The sequence below is a fragment of the Mycobacterium mantenii genome (assembly GCF_001667865.1).
Lineage (GTDB): Bacteria > Actinomycetota > Actinomycetes > Mycobacteriales > Mycobacteriaceae > Mycobacterium > Mycobacterium mantenii_A.
The window spans coordinates 1-16024 of the sequence record NZ_LZJP01000130.1 but is presented as its reverse complement, the minus strand read 5'-3'; the positions used below and the strand labels follow the sequence as shown (position 1 = coordinate 16024).

The following is a 16024-nucleotide window of genomic DNA, read 5'->3' as shown; positions in this document are numbered from 1 at the left end:
TGGCGGCGGGTGGTGGTGAGGAATGGATCGATGGTCGCTCCGACGTTCGAGATCAGCAAGAGCAGCGCTGCGAAAGCAACCGGCGCGAACGGTGAGGGTCTGCGTTACCGCCTCGACGTAGTCGCGGCCAGCGCCGCCGATGTCGTGCAATCGGCCGGAGGCTGGCTCTACGACCGGGCCATGGCCGGCTGGGAAGTCACCGTGCTGCTCCCGCGGGGCTGTGACACCCGGTCGTTGCGAATCCTGGGGGTAGGGGTCGCAGACCTCGAACCGGAGCTCGCCGGGTTGGGCGCGGGCACGGCGAGCCTGGCCGTCAGCGCCGAAGCGTTCACCGCCGACGCCCGGGTGCGTGACGCGGTGCTCGAAGCGCTGGACAACCGGCTGACCGAGGTCGCGTTGTGGGGTGAAGGGTGGCCCCTGGGCGTCAATCGTGCGACGGCCCGAGCGCAGCACCTGCTCAGCGGCGCGGCCCGCATGTTCAAGGGCTATGCGCTTGCGGCAGCGGGCATTCCGGGTGCAACGGTCGATGCCACCGAGGCGCTGCTGTGCGACGTGGGATCGGGGACCGACTCAGAGCTCATCCGGCTCGATTAGCCTATGAAGAAATACTTTCGACACACGCTGCTCTACTTGCACGAGACCATCTCACTGGGATCCGGGCGAAGCGACCGGTTCACCGAGATCTTCGCCGACACCTATCAACCGATGATGGAGCAACTCGGGGCCCGGCTGTTCGCGATCTGGGAATCGACGCCGTACAACGGCCACTGGCCACAGGTGACGGTGATCTGGGAGATCGACGGCTTCGCCGACTACGCCAGGATCGGCGCCGCGCAGGCCCGCGGCGGCAGCCACGAGGCCGCCTCCGGCAAATGGGCGGCGTTTCTGGCTGACATCGGCGCCTCGGGGGAGGGGCGCATCATGTACCCCGGGCCCAGCAACAAGACGCTCGCCCAGCTGCAAGAGGCCAATTTCACTGCGCCGCTGGTGATTCAGGAGATCATGCAGACGAAACCGGGTCGCCAGGACGATTACATCCGCGAACTGGAGCGGCTCTACGTCCCGTGGTCGGAACGCACCGGTAAGCACTGGCTCGGATCATTCACCACGACCTTCCGTTACAACGAAGTCATCCACTACTGGGCGCTGGACGGCGGCTGGGACTGCTTCGCCGAGCACTATCCGTCCTGGAAAGAGAGCCCACCGGCCGAGATCGTCACCTGGATGAGCGTGGCGCCCGCGTTGCGCGACGGCTGGGAGGATTCCATTCTGCAGGCCCTGCCGCCCTCGCCGCTGCAGTGACGGAGCTACGAAAAGCCTTGGACACCAACGACTTCAGCTACAACCCCTTCGATGCGGCGGTGATGGCGAATCCATTGCCGTATTACCGGATCCTGCGCGACCACCACCCGGTGTACTACATGCCGCAGTGGGACACCTTCGCGCTGTCGCGCTTCGAGGACATCTGGACGGTGCTGGAAGTCAACAACGGCACATTCGTCGCCTCGGAGGGCACGCTGCCGCCGGCGTCGGTGCTGGCGCAACACAACAGCGGCCCGGTCGACGACCCGCCGCTGCACCCGCTGCCGTTTCACGCGATGTTCGACGCGGAGTTGTACGGCGAGATCCGCCGCACCCACTCCCGGCCGTTTCGGCCCCGCGCGGTCACGGACCTGGAGGGCCGGATCCGCGCCCTGGCCAACGAACGCCTCGACGCGCTGCTGCCGGACGGATCGTTCGACCTGACCCAGGACTACGGTGGCGTCGTGGTGGCCGCCATCGTCTGCGAACTCCTCGGCATCCCAACCGATCTCGCGCCGCAGGTGCTGGCCACGGTCAACGCGGGCAGCCTCGCCCAGCCGGGCGTCGGCGTGGACACCGGGCAAGCGCGTCCCAACTATTTCGAATATCTGCTGCCCGCGGTTGCGCGCCGCCGCGCCGATTCGTCCGGGGGACCGCTCGACGTGGTCGACGGTCTGCTCGGCTATCACCTGCCCGACGGCAGTGCGCTCGACGACATGGAAGTCGCGACGCAGATGCTGTGCATCTTCATCGGGGGGACCGAGACGGTGCCGAAAATCGTCGCTCACGGCCTCTGGGAACTCAGCCGGCGGCCCGACCAACTGGCGGCCGTGCGCGCCGACCTCGAGAACAACGTGCTGGTCGCGCGCGAGGAGATGATCCGATACTGCGCGCCGGCGCAGTGGTTCGCGCGAACGGTGCGCAAGCCGTTCGAGATTCACGGCCAGACCATGCAGCCGGGCCAGCGCGTCATCACCCTGCTCGCATCGGCCAACCGCGACGAGCGGGAATACCCCGAGCCCGACGAATTCATCTGGGACAGGCCCATCCGCCGCTCGCTGGCGTTCGGCCGTGGCCAGCACTTCTGCATCGGCTACCACCTGGCGCGACTGGAAGTGGCTGTGCTGCTGGCCGAATGGCTTCGCCGGGTGCCCGACTACGCGATCCAAGGCGACGCCGCCACCCGGCTGCCGTCCAGCTTCCAATGGGGCTGGAACAACATTCCGGTGGAGGTCTGACGTGTGGTCCTACCGGATCGTCGCCCCATACCTGTTCGAGCGCGACGCGATCGACGACAAGACGCCCGATCACCTGGCCGACGGGCAGGTGCTGCTGCGGTTCCTGGCCGCGGGGGTCTGCGGCAGCGATCTGCCCGCCTTTCGCGGCGCGAAGGGCCGGCTGCCGGGTGACGACGGCCGCAGCGGTCCCGAGAAAGACGGCTTTCCCATCCACGAGGTCGCCGGCGAGGTGATCGCCAGCCGGCATCCCGCACACCGTCCCGGAGATCGCGTGGTCGGCTGGGCGTCCGGGTTCGACGGCCTGATGGAACGCGTCGTCAGCGACGGCGAGGGATTGGCGCCGTACGATCCGGCGCTGAGCGCCGCGCAGGCGGTCGGGCTGCAACCACTGGCCTGCGTGCTCTACGCCTGCGAGCAGCTCGGCGACCTGGCCGGCCGGCACGTCGCGATCATCGGCCAGGGATCGATCGGGCTGCTGTTCTCGTACGTCGCCAAGGCGGCGGGTGCGCGGCGCGTCACCGGGGTCGACCCGATCGACCGGCGCGATCTGGCAAGGGCTTTCGGCGTCGACGATGCCGTGCGCGCCACCAGCGACCGCTGGGTGAGTCAACTTCGGCCCGCGGACCGCGCCGACGTCGTCATCGAGGCCGTCGGTCACCAGGTCGCCACGCTGAACCACGCCATCGATGCCGCCGCCCCCGGCGGCACCGTGTTCTATTTCGGTGTCGCGGACGACGAGATGTACCCGATCAGCATGCGGGCGATGCTGCGCAACAACCTCACCCTGAAATCCGGTGTGACCCTGGACCGGCGGCGGATGCTGGAACTCGCCGGCAAGTTCGCCGCCGAGCATCCCTGGCTGCTGGGCGCCTACCTCACCCACACGTTCGGCGTCGACGAGGTGCAGGACGCCTTCGACCTGGCCTGCCGGCCGGTCGCCGACCGCATCAAGATCGCGATCGCCGGATGAGGCGACCATGACGGAGCCTTCGGCGAGCAATCTGCAGCTGGCGCTGAGTCGCAAGAGCCCGGTCTTCGGCGGCTGGGTCACCGGCCCGACGGCGCTGGGCCCGGAGGAATTCGCCCGCGCCGGTTACGATTACGTGGGCTTCGACGCCCAGCACGGCTATCTCGACGACGCCGATATCGCCGGCATCTTGCGCCGCATCGAGCATGTGCCGGTCGGCACCGTGGTGCGCCTGCCCAACGCCGACGCGGCACCGATCGGGCGGGTGCTGGATGCCGGCGCCGACGCGGTCGTCATCGCGATGATCGAATCGGCGGACCAGGCCGCGGCGGCGGTGGCCGCCACCCGCTACCCGCCGAGGGGCGTGCGCAGCTTCGGTCCGTTGCGGGCCAGCTTGGGTCACGACCCCGCCGCCCACGAATCGCGGGTCGCCGTGTTCGCGATGATCGAGACCGCGGCCGCACTGTCCGGCATCGACGAGATCTGCGCCGTCGACGGCCTGACCGGAATCTACGTCGGCCCGGCCGATCTGGCCATCTCGCTGGGCGCCGGCGTCATCGGCGCGACCCGGCACCCGGACGTGCTCGACGCGATCGTGTGCATCCAGCGGGCGGCGTCGGACGCGGGTCTGGTCACCGGCATTCACGCCGGGGACGGCAAGACGGGTCATGCGATGGCGCAGTTGGGATTCGGGATGATCACCCTGGCCGCCGAGTCGCAGGCGCTGCGGCGCGGAGCCGCGGAGCACCTGCGCGAGGCGACGCAATGACGCACGACACCACCGAAGACCGGGCCGCGATCCGCGATCTGCTCGCCGGCTACGCCCTGGCGCTGGACGCCGGCGACTTCGAGGAGTGCGTCCAGCTGTTCGCACCCGACGGCGAATTCCTGGTCTACGGCAAGAACTTTGCCGGCCATGAAGGCATCGCCGGCATGTTCCGCGACGCGGCCCGCGGCCTGCACCTGACCGGCAGCGCCCGGATCCAGGTCGACGGGGAGCGCGCCACGGCCAGATCGCAAGTGCTGTTCGTCCGCGCGGGCGACCTGCAACTGCGCCCCGCGATCTACGACGACGAACTGACCCGTATCGCCGGGCGGTGGCTCTTTACGCGGCGCCGCTGCCGCTTCATCACCACCGCCGGATTGGCCGACAGCCCCGAGGTGAGTCCCGCATGAACCAACGTGTCGCACTGGTGACCGGCGCCGCCGGCGGACAGGGCCGGGCCATCGCAAAACGCCTGCGCGACAACGGGTTCTCGGTGGCCGCTTGCGACCGGCGGGCCGACGAACTCGGCGACGCGGGCGACGACGGCGTGCTCGCCCTCGAGCTCGACGTCACTTCGCCGGAGCAGTGGGACTCCGTCGTCGCGGACGTCGTCGGGCGCTTCGGCTCGCTGGGCACGCTGGTCAATTGCGCCGGCGTGCTCAACCGGGCCTCGCTGACCGAGGAGACGGCCGAAGGCTTCGAAAAGGCCTGGCGAGTCAACTGTCTGGGGCCATTCCTCGGTATACGCGCGACGCTGCCGCACCTCCGCGAGACGGCCAACGCGTCCGTCGTCAACATCTGCAGCACCGGGGCGATCCGCCCGTTCCCCCAGCACAGCGCCTACGGGTCGTCGAAGTGGGCGCTGCGCGGCCTGACCCAGACCGTCGCGGCCGAACTCGCCCCCTCCGGTATCCGGGTCAACGCCGTCTTCCCCGGGCCGATCGCTACCTCGATGCTCGACGAGGTCACCCAGACCCGGCTGGCCGCGGCATCGATGTTCGGGCGGATAGGCGAGGCCCGTGAAGTCGCCGACGCCGTGGCGTTCTTGGTCTCCGAGCAGGCGTCGTTCATCACCGGTTCCGAACTCGTCATCGACGGTGGGCAATGCCTGCAGATCCGGTGAGCGACTTCTCGGTCGGCATCATCGGCGCCGGCCCCGGCGGCCTGGCGCTGGGAATCATGCTGTCACGAGCCGGGTTTGACCGCTTCACCATCTTCGACCGAGAAGACGGCGTCGGGGGAACCTGGCGCATCAACACCTATCCGGGACTGGCGTGTGACGTCAAATCACACCTGTACTCCTACTCTTTCGACCTCAACGCCCACTGGTCGCGCCTGTGGTCGGGCCAGCCTGAGATCCTGGACTACTTTCAACGCTGCGCCGACAAGTACGGTCTGCGGCCCCACCTGCGCCTGCGCACCGAAATCCGCGCCGCACAGTGGGATCCGGACACCGAACTGTGGTGCCTGACCACCGCGTCCGGCGAGCAGCACCACTTCAACGTGGTCGTATCGGCCGTCGGCCTGTTCACCCGGCCGCTGCTCCCCGACCTCGTCGAGGAGGAGCCATTCACCGGAAGCGTGATGCACTCGTCCCGCTGGGACCACTCGATCCCGCTGGAGGGCAAACGGATCGCCGTGCTGGGCACCGGATCGACGGCCTCCCAACTGATCCCGGAGTTGGCCAAGGTGGCCGCCAAGGTGTATTCGGTGCAACGATCCCCGACCTGGATACTGCCCAAGCCCGACCGGCGCTACACGCGACGGGAACGCTGGCTTTTCGCGCACCTGCCGCTGGCCAAGAGGCTCTACCGGACCCGGCTGTGGCTGCGCAGCGAATCCAACATCGGGGTGATCGAGCACGGGAGCGAAAAGACCGAGGAATTCAAGGCCGTCGCGCTGGGGCTGCTGGCGAAGACCGTCGACGACGAGGACTTGCGGCGCAAGCTCACGCCGGACCACCCGATGGGGTGCAAACGGCTGGTGTTCTCCTCGGATTATCTGCCCGCGCTGACCCAGCCCCACGTCCAGGTGGTGACCAGCCCGGCGCGCTCCCTGCGCTCCCGATCCCTGGTCACCGAGGACGGCGCCGTACACGAGGTCGACCTGGTGGTCTGCGCGACCGGTTACGCCGCCGCGGACTATCTCGGGGAAATGGACGTGACCGGCGAACACGGCGTCACCCTGAAAGAGGTCTGGCGGGACGGGGCGCACGCCTACCTCGGCATGGCCGTGCCGGGATTCCCCAACTTCTTCATGCTGTACGGACCGAACACCAACGTCGGCTCCAACAGCGTCATCTTCATCCTCGAAGCGCAGGCGCGTTACATCGTGCGGGCGCTGAAATACCTGAGACGCAGGGGAAAACGCTACATCGCGGTGCGCCCCTCCGCGCTGGCCGACTTCGTCGGCAAAATCGATCGATGGATGGTGGGCACCGTGTGGACCGCCCAGTGCAACAACTACTTCCGCGCCCCCAACGGGCGGGTGGTCACCCAGTGGCCGCGCAGCGCGCGTACCTTCTGGGGGATGACGCGCAGGTTCAAGCCCGCCGACTTTCTCCTCGAAGCGCCGGTCGCCTCGACGCCCGATGCCTACACCGCGCCGCAGCGGGGCAGCCGATGACCGAGCTGGACGGCGCCGATCGCCTGGACCCCGCGTTGCGCGCCGTCGCCACGACCCGGACCGAATTTTCGCTGGCCGCAATCCAACTGATCCGCGAACCGTTCAACGAGCGACGCCGCTTGGCGGCCGAACAGACCGATGCGCAAGGGGCCCGGATCGTTGAGGACACCGTGCCGGCGGAATCCGGCGACGTCAAGGTGCGCATCTATCGCGGCGGCCCGGCGGCGGATCGGGCACCCGCGGTGGTGTACTGCCACGCAGGCGGCTTCGCCCTGGGCAACCTCGACACCGATCACCGCCAGTGTGTGGAACTCGCGCGCCGCGGCCGCTGCACGGTGGTGTCGGTGGACTACCGGCTGGCCCCCGAACACCCCTACCCGGCCGCGCTCGAGGACGCGCGCGCCGTGCTGCGCTGGGTGGACGCCAACGCGGGCGAGCTAGGGGTCGATCGGGCGCGGCTGGCCGTCGCGGGCAGCAGTGCCGGCGCAACCCTGGCCGCCTGCCTGGCCCATGGTTCCACGGACGGGTCGCTTCCGTCGGTGGTGTTCCAGTTGCTGCACCAACCGGTGCTCGACGACCGAATCACGCCGTCGAAGGAGGAATTCCGCAGCAGTCCGGCGTTCGACGGCGAGGCCGCCGAGCTGATGTGGCGTCACTATCTGGGCGCGGCCGGCGGATCGGCGGCCACGGTTCCGGCGCGACGAACCGGATTCGCCGGCCTGCCACCGGCTTTGATCACCTGCGCGGAGATCGACCCGTTTCGCGACGAGGCGGTCGACTACGCGTTGCTGCTGCTGCGCGCCGGAGTCTCGGCCGAGCTGCAGGTGTTCGGACGTACCTGCCACGGGTTCGATTCGCTGTTGCCCGATTGGTCGACCTCCGAGCGGCTGTTCGTCCTGCAGGGTCACGCGCTCGGGCGCCTCCGGGACGGGATCTGAGCCCGGTCGCTTCGGTGTAGGACCTTTGCCCCTACTGCCGGCATCCCGGGCGGCGGAACAATCTGCTGGATGAAGATCACCGGCCTCGAGGTTGTGCCGTTCGAGACATTCGTCGATCGAATCTCGTTCGGCGAGTTGACTACCGACTATCGCGTGGTGCAAACCGTGACCAAGGTGCTCACCGACGAGGGGGCCGAGGGCTATTACCTCGGTGGTCACTTCCACGGAGACCAGGACGGCCTGCTGCCCGGCGACCGGGCGCTGATAGTGCAGTTCTTGAGCCCGTTGCTAGCCGGCCAGGATCCCTTCGACCGCGCGGAGATCTGGCGGCAGCTGTGGGCCGCGAAGCTTCCCGAAAACGTCTGCAGCGTCATCGATCTGGCCCTGTGGGATCTGGCCGGCCGGGTCGCCGGGCTGCCGGTGCGCAAACTGCTGGGTGGTGCCCGCGACCGGGTCAAGGCCTACGCCAGCAGCTTCAACAACCTCGGATCGCCCGAGGAGTACGCCGCCCACGCCGTTGCATGTCAGCGGCAGGGGTACGGCGCCTACAAGATTCACCCATACCACTACTGGGACCCCGCGACACGTCAACCCGCGTTGCCGCGGCCGTCCTATGTGGACTGGGATATCCAGGTGTGCAGGCAGGTTCGCGCCGCGGTAGGTGGCGAGATGGTGCTCATGTTCGACCCGTGGGGGACCTACCACACCTACGAGGAGGCGCTGCGGGTCGGCCGGGAGCTGGAGCGGCTCGGCTTCTACTGGTACGAGCACCCCATGCCGGAGTACCGGGTCGAGTCGTATCGGCGCCTCGGGGCGGAACTGGACATCCCGATCTGCTCACCCGAGATCGCGGAGGGCGGCATCTACACCCGCGCGGACTGGATTCTGCGCCGCGCCTCCGACATCAGCCGCATCGACGTGTTGCGCGGAGGTATCAGCGGGGTGATGAAGCTGGCCGGCATGTGCGAGGCGGTCGGCATGCGGTGCGAGCTGCACATGAGCGGTTTCGGCAACCTGCAAGTCCTCGGCGCCACAAGCGAAGACGTCTGCGAATACTACGAGCGTGGGCTGCTCGGGCCCGGGGCCCGCTACGACACCGCGCCGCCGTATCTCAACGCGCCGTGCGATCCAATGGGTCCGGACGGATTTGTGGACATTCCGTCGGCACCCGGGCTCGGCTACCAGATCCGGTGGGACTACATCGAAAGTCACCGGCTCCCCGACACGGAAACCGAACCCGTCGCGCCCCTGCATCCGAGGTAGCGGGGGCGACTAGCCGTCGAATCTGATCAGCTGCCGCACGGCGGTGCCGTCGGCCAGGTTGTCCATCGCCTCGTTGATGTTTTCCAGCGGAATCGTCGACGACACAAGCGATTCCACCGGCAGCCGGTCCGACCGCCACAACTCGACAAACCGGGGGATGTCTCGGCTGGGCACCGCCGAGCCGAGGTAACTACCAATCAGCGATCGGCCTTCGGCGACAAAACCCAACGGCGACACGCTGATTCGTGCGGCCGGCGGCGGCAGGCCCACGGTGATGGTGCGCCCGCCGGGTGCGGTCAAGCCGATCGCGCTCTCCAGCGCGGCGGGATGGCCGACGGCCTCGACGACCACCGCCGCCTTCACCCGGGCGTCGGCGGCCTGCTGCGGTGTGTAGGTGTCGTGGGCGCCCAGCCGGCGGGCGGCGGCCAGCTTCTCCGGCAACTGATCGACGGCGACGACGCGGACGTCGTCGTAGGTCAGCGCCGTGAGCAGCGCCGCCATCCCCACCCCGCCGAGCCCGACCACGGCGACCGTCTGGCCCGGCCGCGGATGCCCCACGTTGAGCACCGCGCCGCCCCCGGTGAGCACCGCGCAGCCCAGCAGCGCTGCGACGTCGGGTGGCACGTCGCGGGGCACCGCGACCGCGCTGGCCCGATTGACGACCGCGTGCGTCGCGAACCCCGAGACGCCCAGGTGATGAAACACCGGGTGGCCGGCCCGGCTGAGCCGAATGTCGCCGCCGAGCAAAGTGCCGGCGCCGTTCGCCGCGCTGCCCGGCTCACACGGCGTCAGGCCCTCGGTCGCGCACGCCGCGCAATGGCCGCACCGCGGCAGGAACACCAGCACCACCCGCTGGCCGACGGCCAGGTCGTCGACGCCCTCGCCGACCCGCTCGACGATCCCGGCGGCCTCGTGGCCGAGCAACATCGGCACCGGGCGCACCCGGTTGCCGTCGACCACCGACAGGTCGGAGTGGCAGATGCCGGCCGCCTCGACGCGGACCAGGACTTCGTCGCGCCCCGGCGGTGCGAGGTCGAGTTCGGTGACGGCGATCGGTCGCGACTGCGCGTAGGGCCGAGGTGACCCGATGTGCTCCAGGACCGCGCCCCGAATTCCAGACATGCTGGAATACAACCATGGCGTCGGCTTCCGTAGTTCCGCCCGCACCGGACGGGCTGACCAGCAACGACTTTCCGGTGCTGTGGCCGGTCGGAACCCGGTGGGCCGACAACGACATGTTCGGCCACCTCAACAACGCGGTGTACTACCAGCTGTTCGACACCGCGATCAACGCCTGGATCAACACCAGCACCGGGCTAAACCCGATCACCACGCCCGCGCTGGGCATCGTCGCCGAATCTGGTTGCCGCTACTTCTCCGAACTGCAGTTCCCCCAGAACCTCGCGGTGGGCCTGGCCGTCACGCGGTTGGGCCGCAGCAGCGTCACCTACCGGCTCGGGGTGTTCCGGAACGATCCCGCGGGGAATACGGCGCGCCCCATCACCGCGCTGGGGCACTGGGTACACGTTTACGTCGACCGGGTCACCCGCAAGTCCGTCCCGATTCCCGACGCCGTTCGTGCGCTGCTGGCGACGGCCGCCGTGGATCCACCAGGGGACCAATAACTGCCTGGCATCAGGGCTTTCGCCGGCAAACGGGCCGCGACGGCAGCGCGGGGAACGCGTCGTCGGTCCGGCTATGCTTCGCGCATGCCAGTCATGAGCAGGACCGTCGAGGTGGACGCCGACGCCGCATTGATCATGAGGATCGTCGGCGACTTCGAGGCCTACCCGCAGTGGAACGAGGAGATCAAGGGCCTCTGGGTGCTTGCCCGCTACGACGACGGGCGCCCCAGCCAGCTGCGGCTCGACACCGATTACCAAGGCATGCAGAGCATGTTCATCCAGGCCGTCTACTACCCCGGGGAAAATCAGATCCAGACCGTTTTGCAGCAGGGTGATCTGTTCACCAAGCAGGAGCAGCTGTTCAGCGTGGTGGCGATGGGGGCCTCGAGCTTGCTGACGGTGGATCTGGACGTGGAAACCTCGATGCCGGTTCCGGCGCCGATGGTCAAGCAACTCCTCAACAACGTGCTCGACCATCTGGCCGACAGCCTCAAGCAGCGCGCCGAGCAGCTGGCCGCGGGCTAATCACCGCGATATCCCGTTCTCGCCGCGAGCGTAAGCCCACTGCGAAAAAGCGGCCCCGAATTCGCGGTGTGCTTACGCTCGCGATCGTTAGGAAGCGCTGAGCCCCGTCCGGTCGCGCATCTCGGTCAGCCGGGTCGCGGCGTCGGTGAACTGCCACACCGTGTGTTCAATCACCGCGGCGGTGTCGCGCCGGCGCAGCGCGGCGATCAGCTGCCGGTGGTTGTCGACGGCGGCCTTGCCCCACTGCGGATCGGCGGCGTAGACCAGCACCGGCATGTAGCGCGCGGCGTTGAGCAGAAACCAGGCCAGTTTGATCCGGCCGCTCGCCTGGTTGAAGACCCGGTGGAACGCGAACTCGATGCCCGCGATGGTCTCGGCGTCGCTGGATCCGACGGCCGCGGCGAGCGAGCCGTTGATGCGGTCCAGCTCGTCGATCTCGGCGTCGGTGATGTGGTCGGTGGCCGCGGCCGCCAGCTCGCGGGCGATCGACGCCTGCAGCCAGAAGATGTCCTCGATGTCCTGCCGGGTCAGCGGCAGCACGACGTGACCGCGGTGCGGTTCGAGCTGCACCATGCCCTCGCCCCGCAGTTTCAGCAGGGCTTCCCGCACCGGGGTGACGCTGACCCCGAGCTCGGCCGCCGTCTCGTCCAGGCGGATGAACGTCCCCGGACGCAGCGTGCCGGCCATGATCGCCGCCCGCAGCCGACCCGCAACCTCGTCGGACAATTGCGCCCGGCGCAGCGGCCGTCGACTCCTCGGCTGCATTGACATGGGTGCGTTCACGGGGGCTGCCAGGGCTTTCGTGGGCTTGGCGGGACGGGGTTTAAGTTTTGACGGGTGTTGACGGGGACTTGTCAGTAGACCGTCAACGCCATAATGTGACCCAGACAACACTAAGTTTTATCAAATATCAACCTGGCGCAAGCGGTGCGCGAGTGAAGGGAAGTGTGGGGCTTGACCGCGCAATTGGCGAACCATCAGACGCAGGCGAACGAGCAGCCGTACCTGGCCCGGCGACAGAACTGGGTGAACCAGCTCGAACGGCATGCCTTGATGCAGCCCGGGGCGACGGCGCTGAGATTCCTGGGCAAAACCCTGACTTGGGGTGACCTGCGCGACCGGGTGGCGGCGCTGGCCGACGCGCTGAGCCGCCGGGGTGTCGGCTTCGGCGACCGGGTCATGATCCTGATGCTCAACCGCACCGAGTTCGTCGAATCGGTGCTGGCCGCCAACATGCTCGGTGCCATCGCGGTTCCGCTGAACTTCCGGCTCACCCCGGCCGAAATCGCCTTCCTGGTCCAGGATTGCGAAGCGCGCGTGATCATCACCGAACCGGTGCTGGCGCCGGTGGCGAGCGGAGTCCGCGACATCGAGCCGACGCTGGGCACCATCGTGGTGGCCGGCGGCTCGACCGACGACAGCGTGCTCGGTTATGAGGACCTGATCGAGGAGTCCGGGGACGCGCACCAACCCGTCGACATCCCGAACGACTCGCCGGCGCTGATCATGTACACCTCGGGCACCACCGGCCGGCCGAAAGGCGCCGTGCTGACCCACACCAACCTGACCGGCCAGACCATGACCGGGCTCTATACCAACGGCGCCGACATCAACAGCGACGTCGGATTCATCGGTGTGCCGTTCTTCCACATCGCCGGCATCGGCAACATGCTTACCGGCTTGTTGCTCGGTATCCCGACGGTGATCTACCCGCTCGGTGCGTTCGAACCCGGGCAACTCCTCGACGTGCTGGCCGAGGAGAAGGTCACCGGAATCTTTCTGGTGCCCGCCCAGTGGCAGGCGGTGTGCGCCGAACAGCACGCTCGCCCGCGTGACCTGAAATTGCGGGTGATCTCGTGGGGGGCCGCGCCGGCGCCCGACGCCCTGCTGCGCGAGATGTCGGAAAGGTTCCCCGGCACCCATATTCTGGCCGCGTTCGGCCAGACGGAGATGTCGCCGGTCACCTGCATGTTGCTGGGCGAAGACGCCATTCGGAAGCGGGGCTCGGTCGGCAAGGTGATCCCCACCGTCGCCGCCCGCGTCGTCGACGAAAACATGAATGACGTACCGATCGGTGAGGTCGGTGAAATCGTTTACCGCGCACCAACTTTGATGAGCGGCTACTGGAACAACCCGGAGGCCACGGCAGAAGCGTTCGCGGGCGGGTGGTTTCACTCCGGCGACCTCGTCCGCATGGACTCCGAGGGCTACGTGTGGGTGGTCGACCGCAAGAAGGACATGATCATCTCCGGTGGCGAGAACATCTACTGCGCCGAGGTGGAGAACGTCCTCGCCAGCCACCCCAGCATCGTCGAGGTCGCCGTCATCGGCCGCGCGCATGACAAGTGGGGCGAAGTGCCCATCGCGGTCGCCGCTGTCGCGGTCGACAATTTACGGCTCGACGAGCTGGACGAGTTTTTGACCGAGCGGCTGGCCCGGTACAAGCACCCGAAGGCGCTCGAGATCGTCGACGCGCTGCCGCGTAACCCGGCCGGGAAGGTGCTCAAGACTGAACTGCGCGTCCGTTACGGAGTTGGAGAAATCGACTAAATCCATTCTTGGGCAAGAGATTTTGGGAGCAGAGAGGAAAGCCGACGGGACCTGTAACGTTTGCCAGCTGTTGACGAAGGGTTAATTGTGCGGATGCGGTTCACACCTGGAAGACCATCGGGTACATTCCTGTGGTCTCCGTTACTACTTGCCAGTAGGGAGCCGATGGTCACAGGCATCAAGCCGGGGCGAGGTGGGGGCACCCCCAGCTGCATGGCGGCAAAGGGGGCGAGGCGTGCTACATGATCCGTCGCGACGCCGGGAGGCGCGCGGTGACGGCCGGAGGGGGCAACGGTGACTTCAACGTCGACGAGTCGGCGGGGTCCCTACTTGGTCAGCTATGTGCGCGACCAGCTGGAGACGCCGCTGACCCTCGTCGGGGGGTTCTTCCGGATGTGCGTGCTCACCGGACGGGCGCTGTTCCGCTGGCCGTTCCAGTATCGCGAGTTCATCCAGCAGTGCTGGTTCATCATGCGGGTGGCGTTCCTGCCGACCATCATGGTGTCGATCCCGCTGACCGTTCTGCTGATCTTCACGCTCAACGTCCTGCTCGCCCAGTTCGGCGCGGCTGACCTGTCCGGCGCCGGGGCGGCGATCGGCGCGGTCACCCAGCTCGGCCCGCTGACCACGGTGCTGGTGGTCGCCGGCGCCGGCTCCACCGCGATCTGCGCGGACCTGGGCGCCCGCACCATCCGCGAAGAGATCGACGCGATGGAGGTGCTCGGCATCGACCCGATCCACCGGCTGGTGGTGCCCCGGGTGGTCGCCGCGACTCTGGTCGCCACCCTGCTCAACGGCCTGGTGATCACCGTCGGCCTGGTCGGCGGCTACCTATTCGGCGTCTACCTGCAGAACGTGTCGGGTGGTGCGTACCTGGCCACCCTGACCACCATCACCGGCTTGCCCGAGGTCGTCATCGCGACGGTCAAGGCCGCGGTCTTCGGCCTCATCGCCGGGCTGGTCGGCTGCTACCGCGGGTTGACCGTGCGCGGCGGCTCGAAGGGCCTGGGCACCGCCGTCAACGAGACCGTGGTGCTCTGCGTCGTCGCGCTCTACGCAGTCAACGTCGTGCTGACCACCATCGGCGTGCGGTTCGGGACGGGGCACTGACATGTCGACGTCGGCCGTCTTACGCGCCCGCTTCCCGCGGGCGGCAGAGAACCTCAACCGCTACGGTCTCGCCGCGGCCCGCGGGCTCGACGACATCGGCCAGATGGCGTGGTTCGGCACCATCGCCGTCGGGCACATCCCGCACGCGCTGCGCAACTACCGCAAGGAGACGCTGCGCCTGATCGCCCAGATCGGGATGGGCACCGGCGCCATGGCGGTCATCGGTGGCACCGTCGCCATCGTCGGCTTCGTGACGTTGTCCGGTAGCTCGCTGGTCGCCATCCAGGGCTTCGCCTCGCTGGGCAACATCGGTGTCGAGGCGTTCACCGGATTCTTCGCCGCGTTGATCAACGTGCGCATCGCCGCGCCCGTCGTCACCGGCATCGCCATGGCCGCCACGGTCGGCGCCGGCGCCACGGCGGAGCTGGGCGCCATGCGCATCAGCGAGGAGGTCGACGCCCTGGAAGTGATGGGCATCAAGTCGATCTCGTTCTTGGCCTCCACCCGCATCATGGCCGGACTGGTCGTGATCATCCCGATCTACTCCATGGCGATCATCATGACTTTCCTGTCCCCGCAGATCACCACGACGGTGATCTACGGGCAGTCGAACGGCACCTACGAGCACTACTTCCGGACATTCCTGCGTCCCGACGACGTGTTCTGGTCGTTCCTGGAGGCGATCATCATCACCGCGGTCGTGATGATCACCCACTGCTTCTACGGCTACAACGCCGGCGGCGGGCCGGTCGGCGTGGGTGAGGCCGTCGGTCGATCGATGCGCTTCTCGCTGGTGTCGGTGCAGGTTGTCGTCTTGTCCGCCGCGTTGGCGCTGTACGGCGTCAACCCCAACTTCGCGCTCACGGTGTAACCGCCATGGCCCGACCGATCCAGACCAACGCCCCGCGGACCCCGCCGTACAAGCTGGCCGGCATCGCGCTCCTGGTCGTCGGCGCACTGGCGCTGGCCCTGATCTACGGCCAGTTCCGGGGCAACTTCACCCCCAAGACCGAGCTGACCATGCTGGCGGCGCGGGCCGGGTTGGTGATGGATCCGGGTTCGAAGGTGACTTATAACGGGGTGGAGATCGGCCGGGTGGGGTCGATCTCGGAGAC

At 67.9% G+C, this 16024-nt stretch carries 18 protein-coding genes; 16 read left to right on the top strand and 2 right to left on the bottom strand.

Translation table 11 applies throughout. The features are described 5' to 3' along the window. Positions 1-30: 30 nt before the first annotated feature. The 10 genes from A5688_RS25310 to A5688_RS25265 all read left to right on the top strand — a co-directional run bounded on the left by A5688_RS25310 (position 31) and on the right by A5688_RS25265 (position 9099). Positions 31-594, top strand: a complete 564-nt coding sequence (locus A5688_RS25310) for a hypothetical protein (protein WP_067834556.1) — start codon at positions 31-33, stop codon at positions 592-594. 3 nt (positions 595-597) lie between these two features. Then, the gene (locus A5688_RS25305; protein WP_067834558.1) at positions 598-1302 is read left to right on the top strand and encodes an NIPSNAP family protein; all 705 of its coding nucleotides are present in this window, start codon (positions 598-600) and stop codon (positions 1300-1302) included. 62 nt (positions 1303-1364) lie between these two features. Next, a complete protein-coding gene (locus tag A5688_RS25300; RefSeq protein ID WP_067834603.1) occupies positions 1365-2540 on the top strand; it encodes a cytochrome P450 in 1176 nt (391 codons plus the stop codon). Position 2541: 1 nt separating this feature from the next. After that, entirely contained in the window at positions 2542-3510 is a 969-nt protein-coding gene (locus A5688_RS25295) for a zinc-binding dehydrogenase (protein ID WP_067834560.1), read from the top strand. Between the two features lie 7 nt (positions 3511-3517). Next, positions 3518-4276, top strand: a complete 759-nt coding sequence (locus tag A5688_RS25290; protein WP_067834563.1) for an HpcH/HpaI aldolase family protein — start codon at positions 3518-3520, stop codon at positions 4274-4276. Then, entirely contained in the window at positions 4273-4683 is a 411-nt protein-coding gene (locus tag A5688_RS25285; RefSeq protein WP_067914760.1) for a nuclear transport factor 2 family protein, read from the top strand. Before A5688_RS25290 ends, A5688_RS25285 begins: the two co-directional genes overlap by 4 nt. Then, complete coding sequence (locus A5688_RS25280; RefSeq protein ID WP_067914762.1) at positions 4680-5396, top strand: SDR family NAD(P)-dependent oxidoreductase; 717 nt, start codon at positions 4680-4682, stop codon at positions 5394-5396. The genes A5688_RS25285 and A5688_RS25280 overlap by 4 nt, the downstream gene beginning before the upstream one ends. Continuing rightward, positions 5378-6898, top strand: a complete 1521-nt coding sequence (locus tag A5688_RS25275; RefSeq protein ID WP_067914764.1) for a flavin-containing monooxygenase — start codon at positions 5378-5380, stop codon at positions 6896-6898. The genes A5688_RS25280 and A5688_RS25275 overlap by 19 nt, the downstream gene beginning before the upstream one ends. Beyond that, entirely contained in the window at positions 6895-7836 is a 942-nt protein-coding gene (locus A5688_RS25270) for an alpha/beta hydrolase (protein WP_067914766.1), read from the top strand. The genes A5688_RS25275 and A5688_RS25270 overlap by 4 nt, the downstream gene beginning before the upstream one ends. A 69-nt stretch (positions 7837-7905) precedes the next feature. Continuing rightward, complete coding sequence (locus A5688_RS25265) at positions 7906-9099, top strand: enolase C-terminal domain-like protein (protein WP_067914767.1); 1194 nt, start codon at positions 7906-7908, stop codon at positions 9097-9099. Between the two features lie 9 nt (positions 9100-9108). On the opposite strand, the gene A5688_RS25260 is transcribed toward A5688_RS25265, so the two are convergent. Next, a complete protein-coding gene (locus A5688_RS25260; RefSeq protein ID WP_067914769.1) occupies positions 9109-10221 on the bottom strand; it encodes an alcohol dehydrogenase catalytic domain-containing protein in 1113 nt (370 codons plus the stop codon). A 14-nt stretch (positions 10222-10235) separates the two neighbouring features. Between A5688_RS25260 and A5688_RS25255 the strand changes: the two genes are divergently transcribed. Further along, the gene (locus tag A5688_RS25255) at positions 10236-10724 is read left to right on the top strand and encodes an acyl-CoA thioesterase (RefSeq protein WP_067914772.1); all 489 of its coding nucleotides are present in this window, start codon (positions 10236-10238) and stop codon (positions 10722-10724) included. 84 nt (positions 10725-10808) lie between these two features. Continuing rightward, a complete protein-coding gene (locus A5688_RS25250; RefSeq protein WP_067914774.1) occupies positions 10809-11249 on the top strand; it encodes an SRPBCC family protein in 441 nt (146 codons plus the stop codon). A gap of 87 nt (positions 11250-11336) precedes the next feature. On the opposite strand, the gene A5688_RS25245 is transcribed toward A5688_RS25250, so the two are convergent. Beyond that, positions 11337-12020 carry a GntR family transcriptional regulator gene (locus tag A5688_RS25245; RefSeq protein ID WP_207546744.1) on the bottom strand — a complete coding sequence of 228 codons (684 nt, stop codon included), beginning with the start codon at positions 12018-12020 and terminating at the stop codon, positions 11337-11339. A 183-nt stretch (positions 12021-12203) separates the two neighbouring features. On the opposite strand from A5688_RS25245, the gene fadD5 reads away from it, so the two are divergent. The 4 genes from fadD5 to A5688_RS25225 all read left to right on the top strand — a co-directional run. Beyond that, positions 12204-13799, top strand: a complete 1596-nt coding sequence (fadD5, locus tag A5688_RS25240) for a fatty-acid--CoA ligase FadD5 (RefSeq protein ID WP_067914788.1) — start codon at positions 12204-12206, stop codon at positions 13797-13799. Between the two features lie 294 nt (positions 13800-14093). After that, complete coding sequence (locus A5688_RS25235; RefSeq protein ID WP_067834583.1) at positions 14094-14909, top strand: MlaE family ABC transporter permease; 816 nt, start codon at positions 14094-14096, stop codon at positions 14907-14909. Between the two features lies 1 nt (position 14910). Then, positions 14911-15780: an ABC transporter permease gene (locus A5688_RS25230; protein WP_067834585.1), complete on the top strand. Its 870-nt coding sequence runs from the start codon at positions 14911-14913 to the stop codon at positions 15778-15780. A 5-nt stretch (positions 15781-15785) separates the two neighbouring features. Continuing rightward, the coding region (locus tag A5688_RS25225; RefSeq protein WP_120312602.1) for an MlaD family protein at positions 15786-16024 on the top strand (239 nt) is incomplete at its 3' end.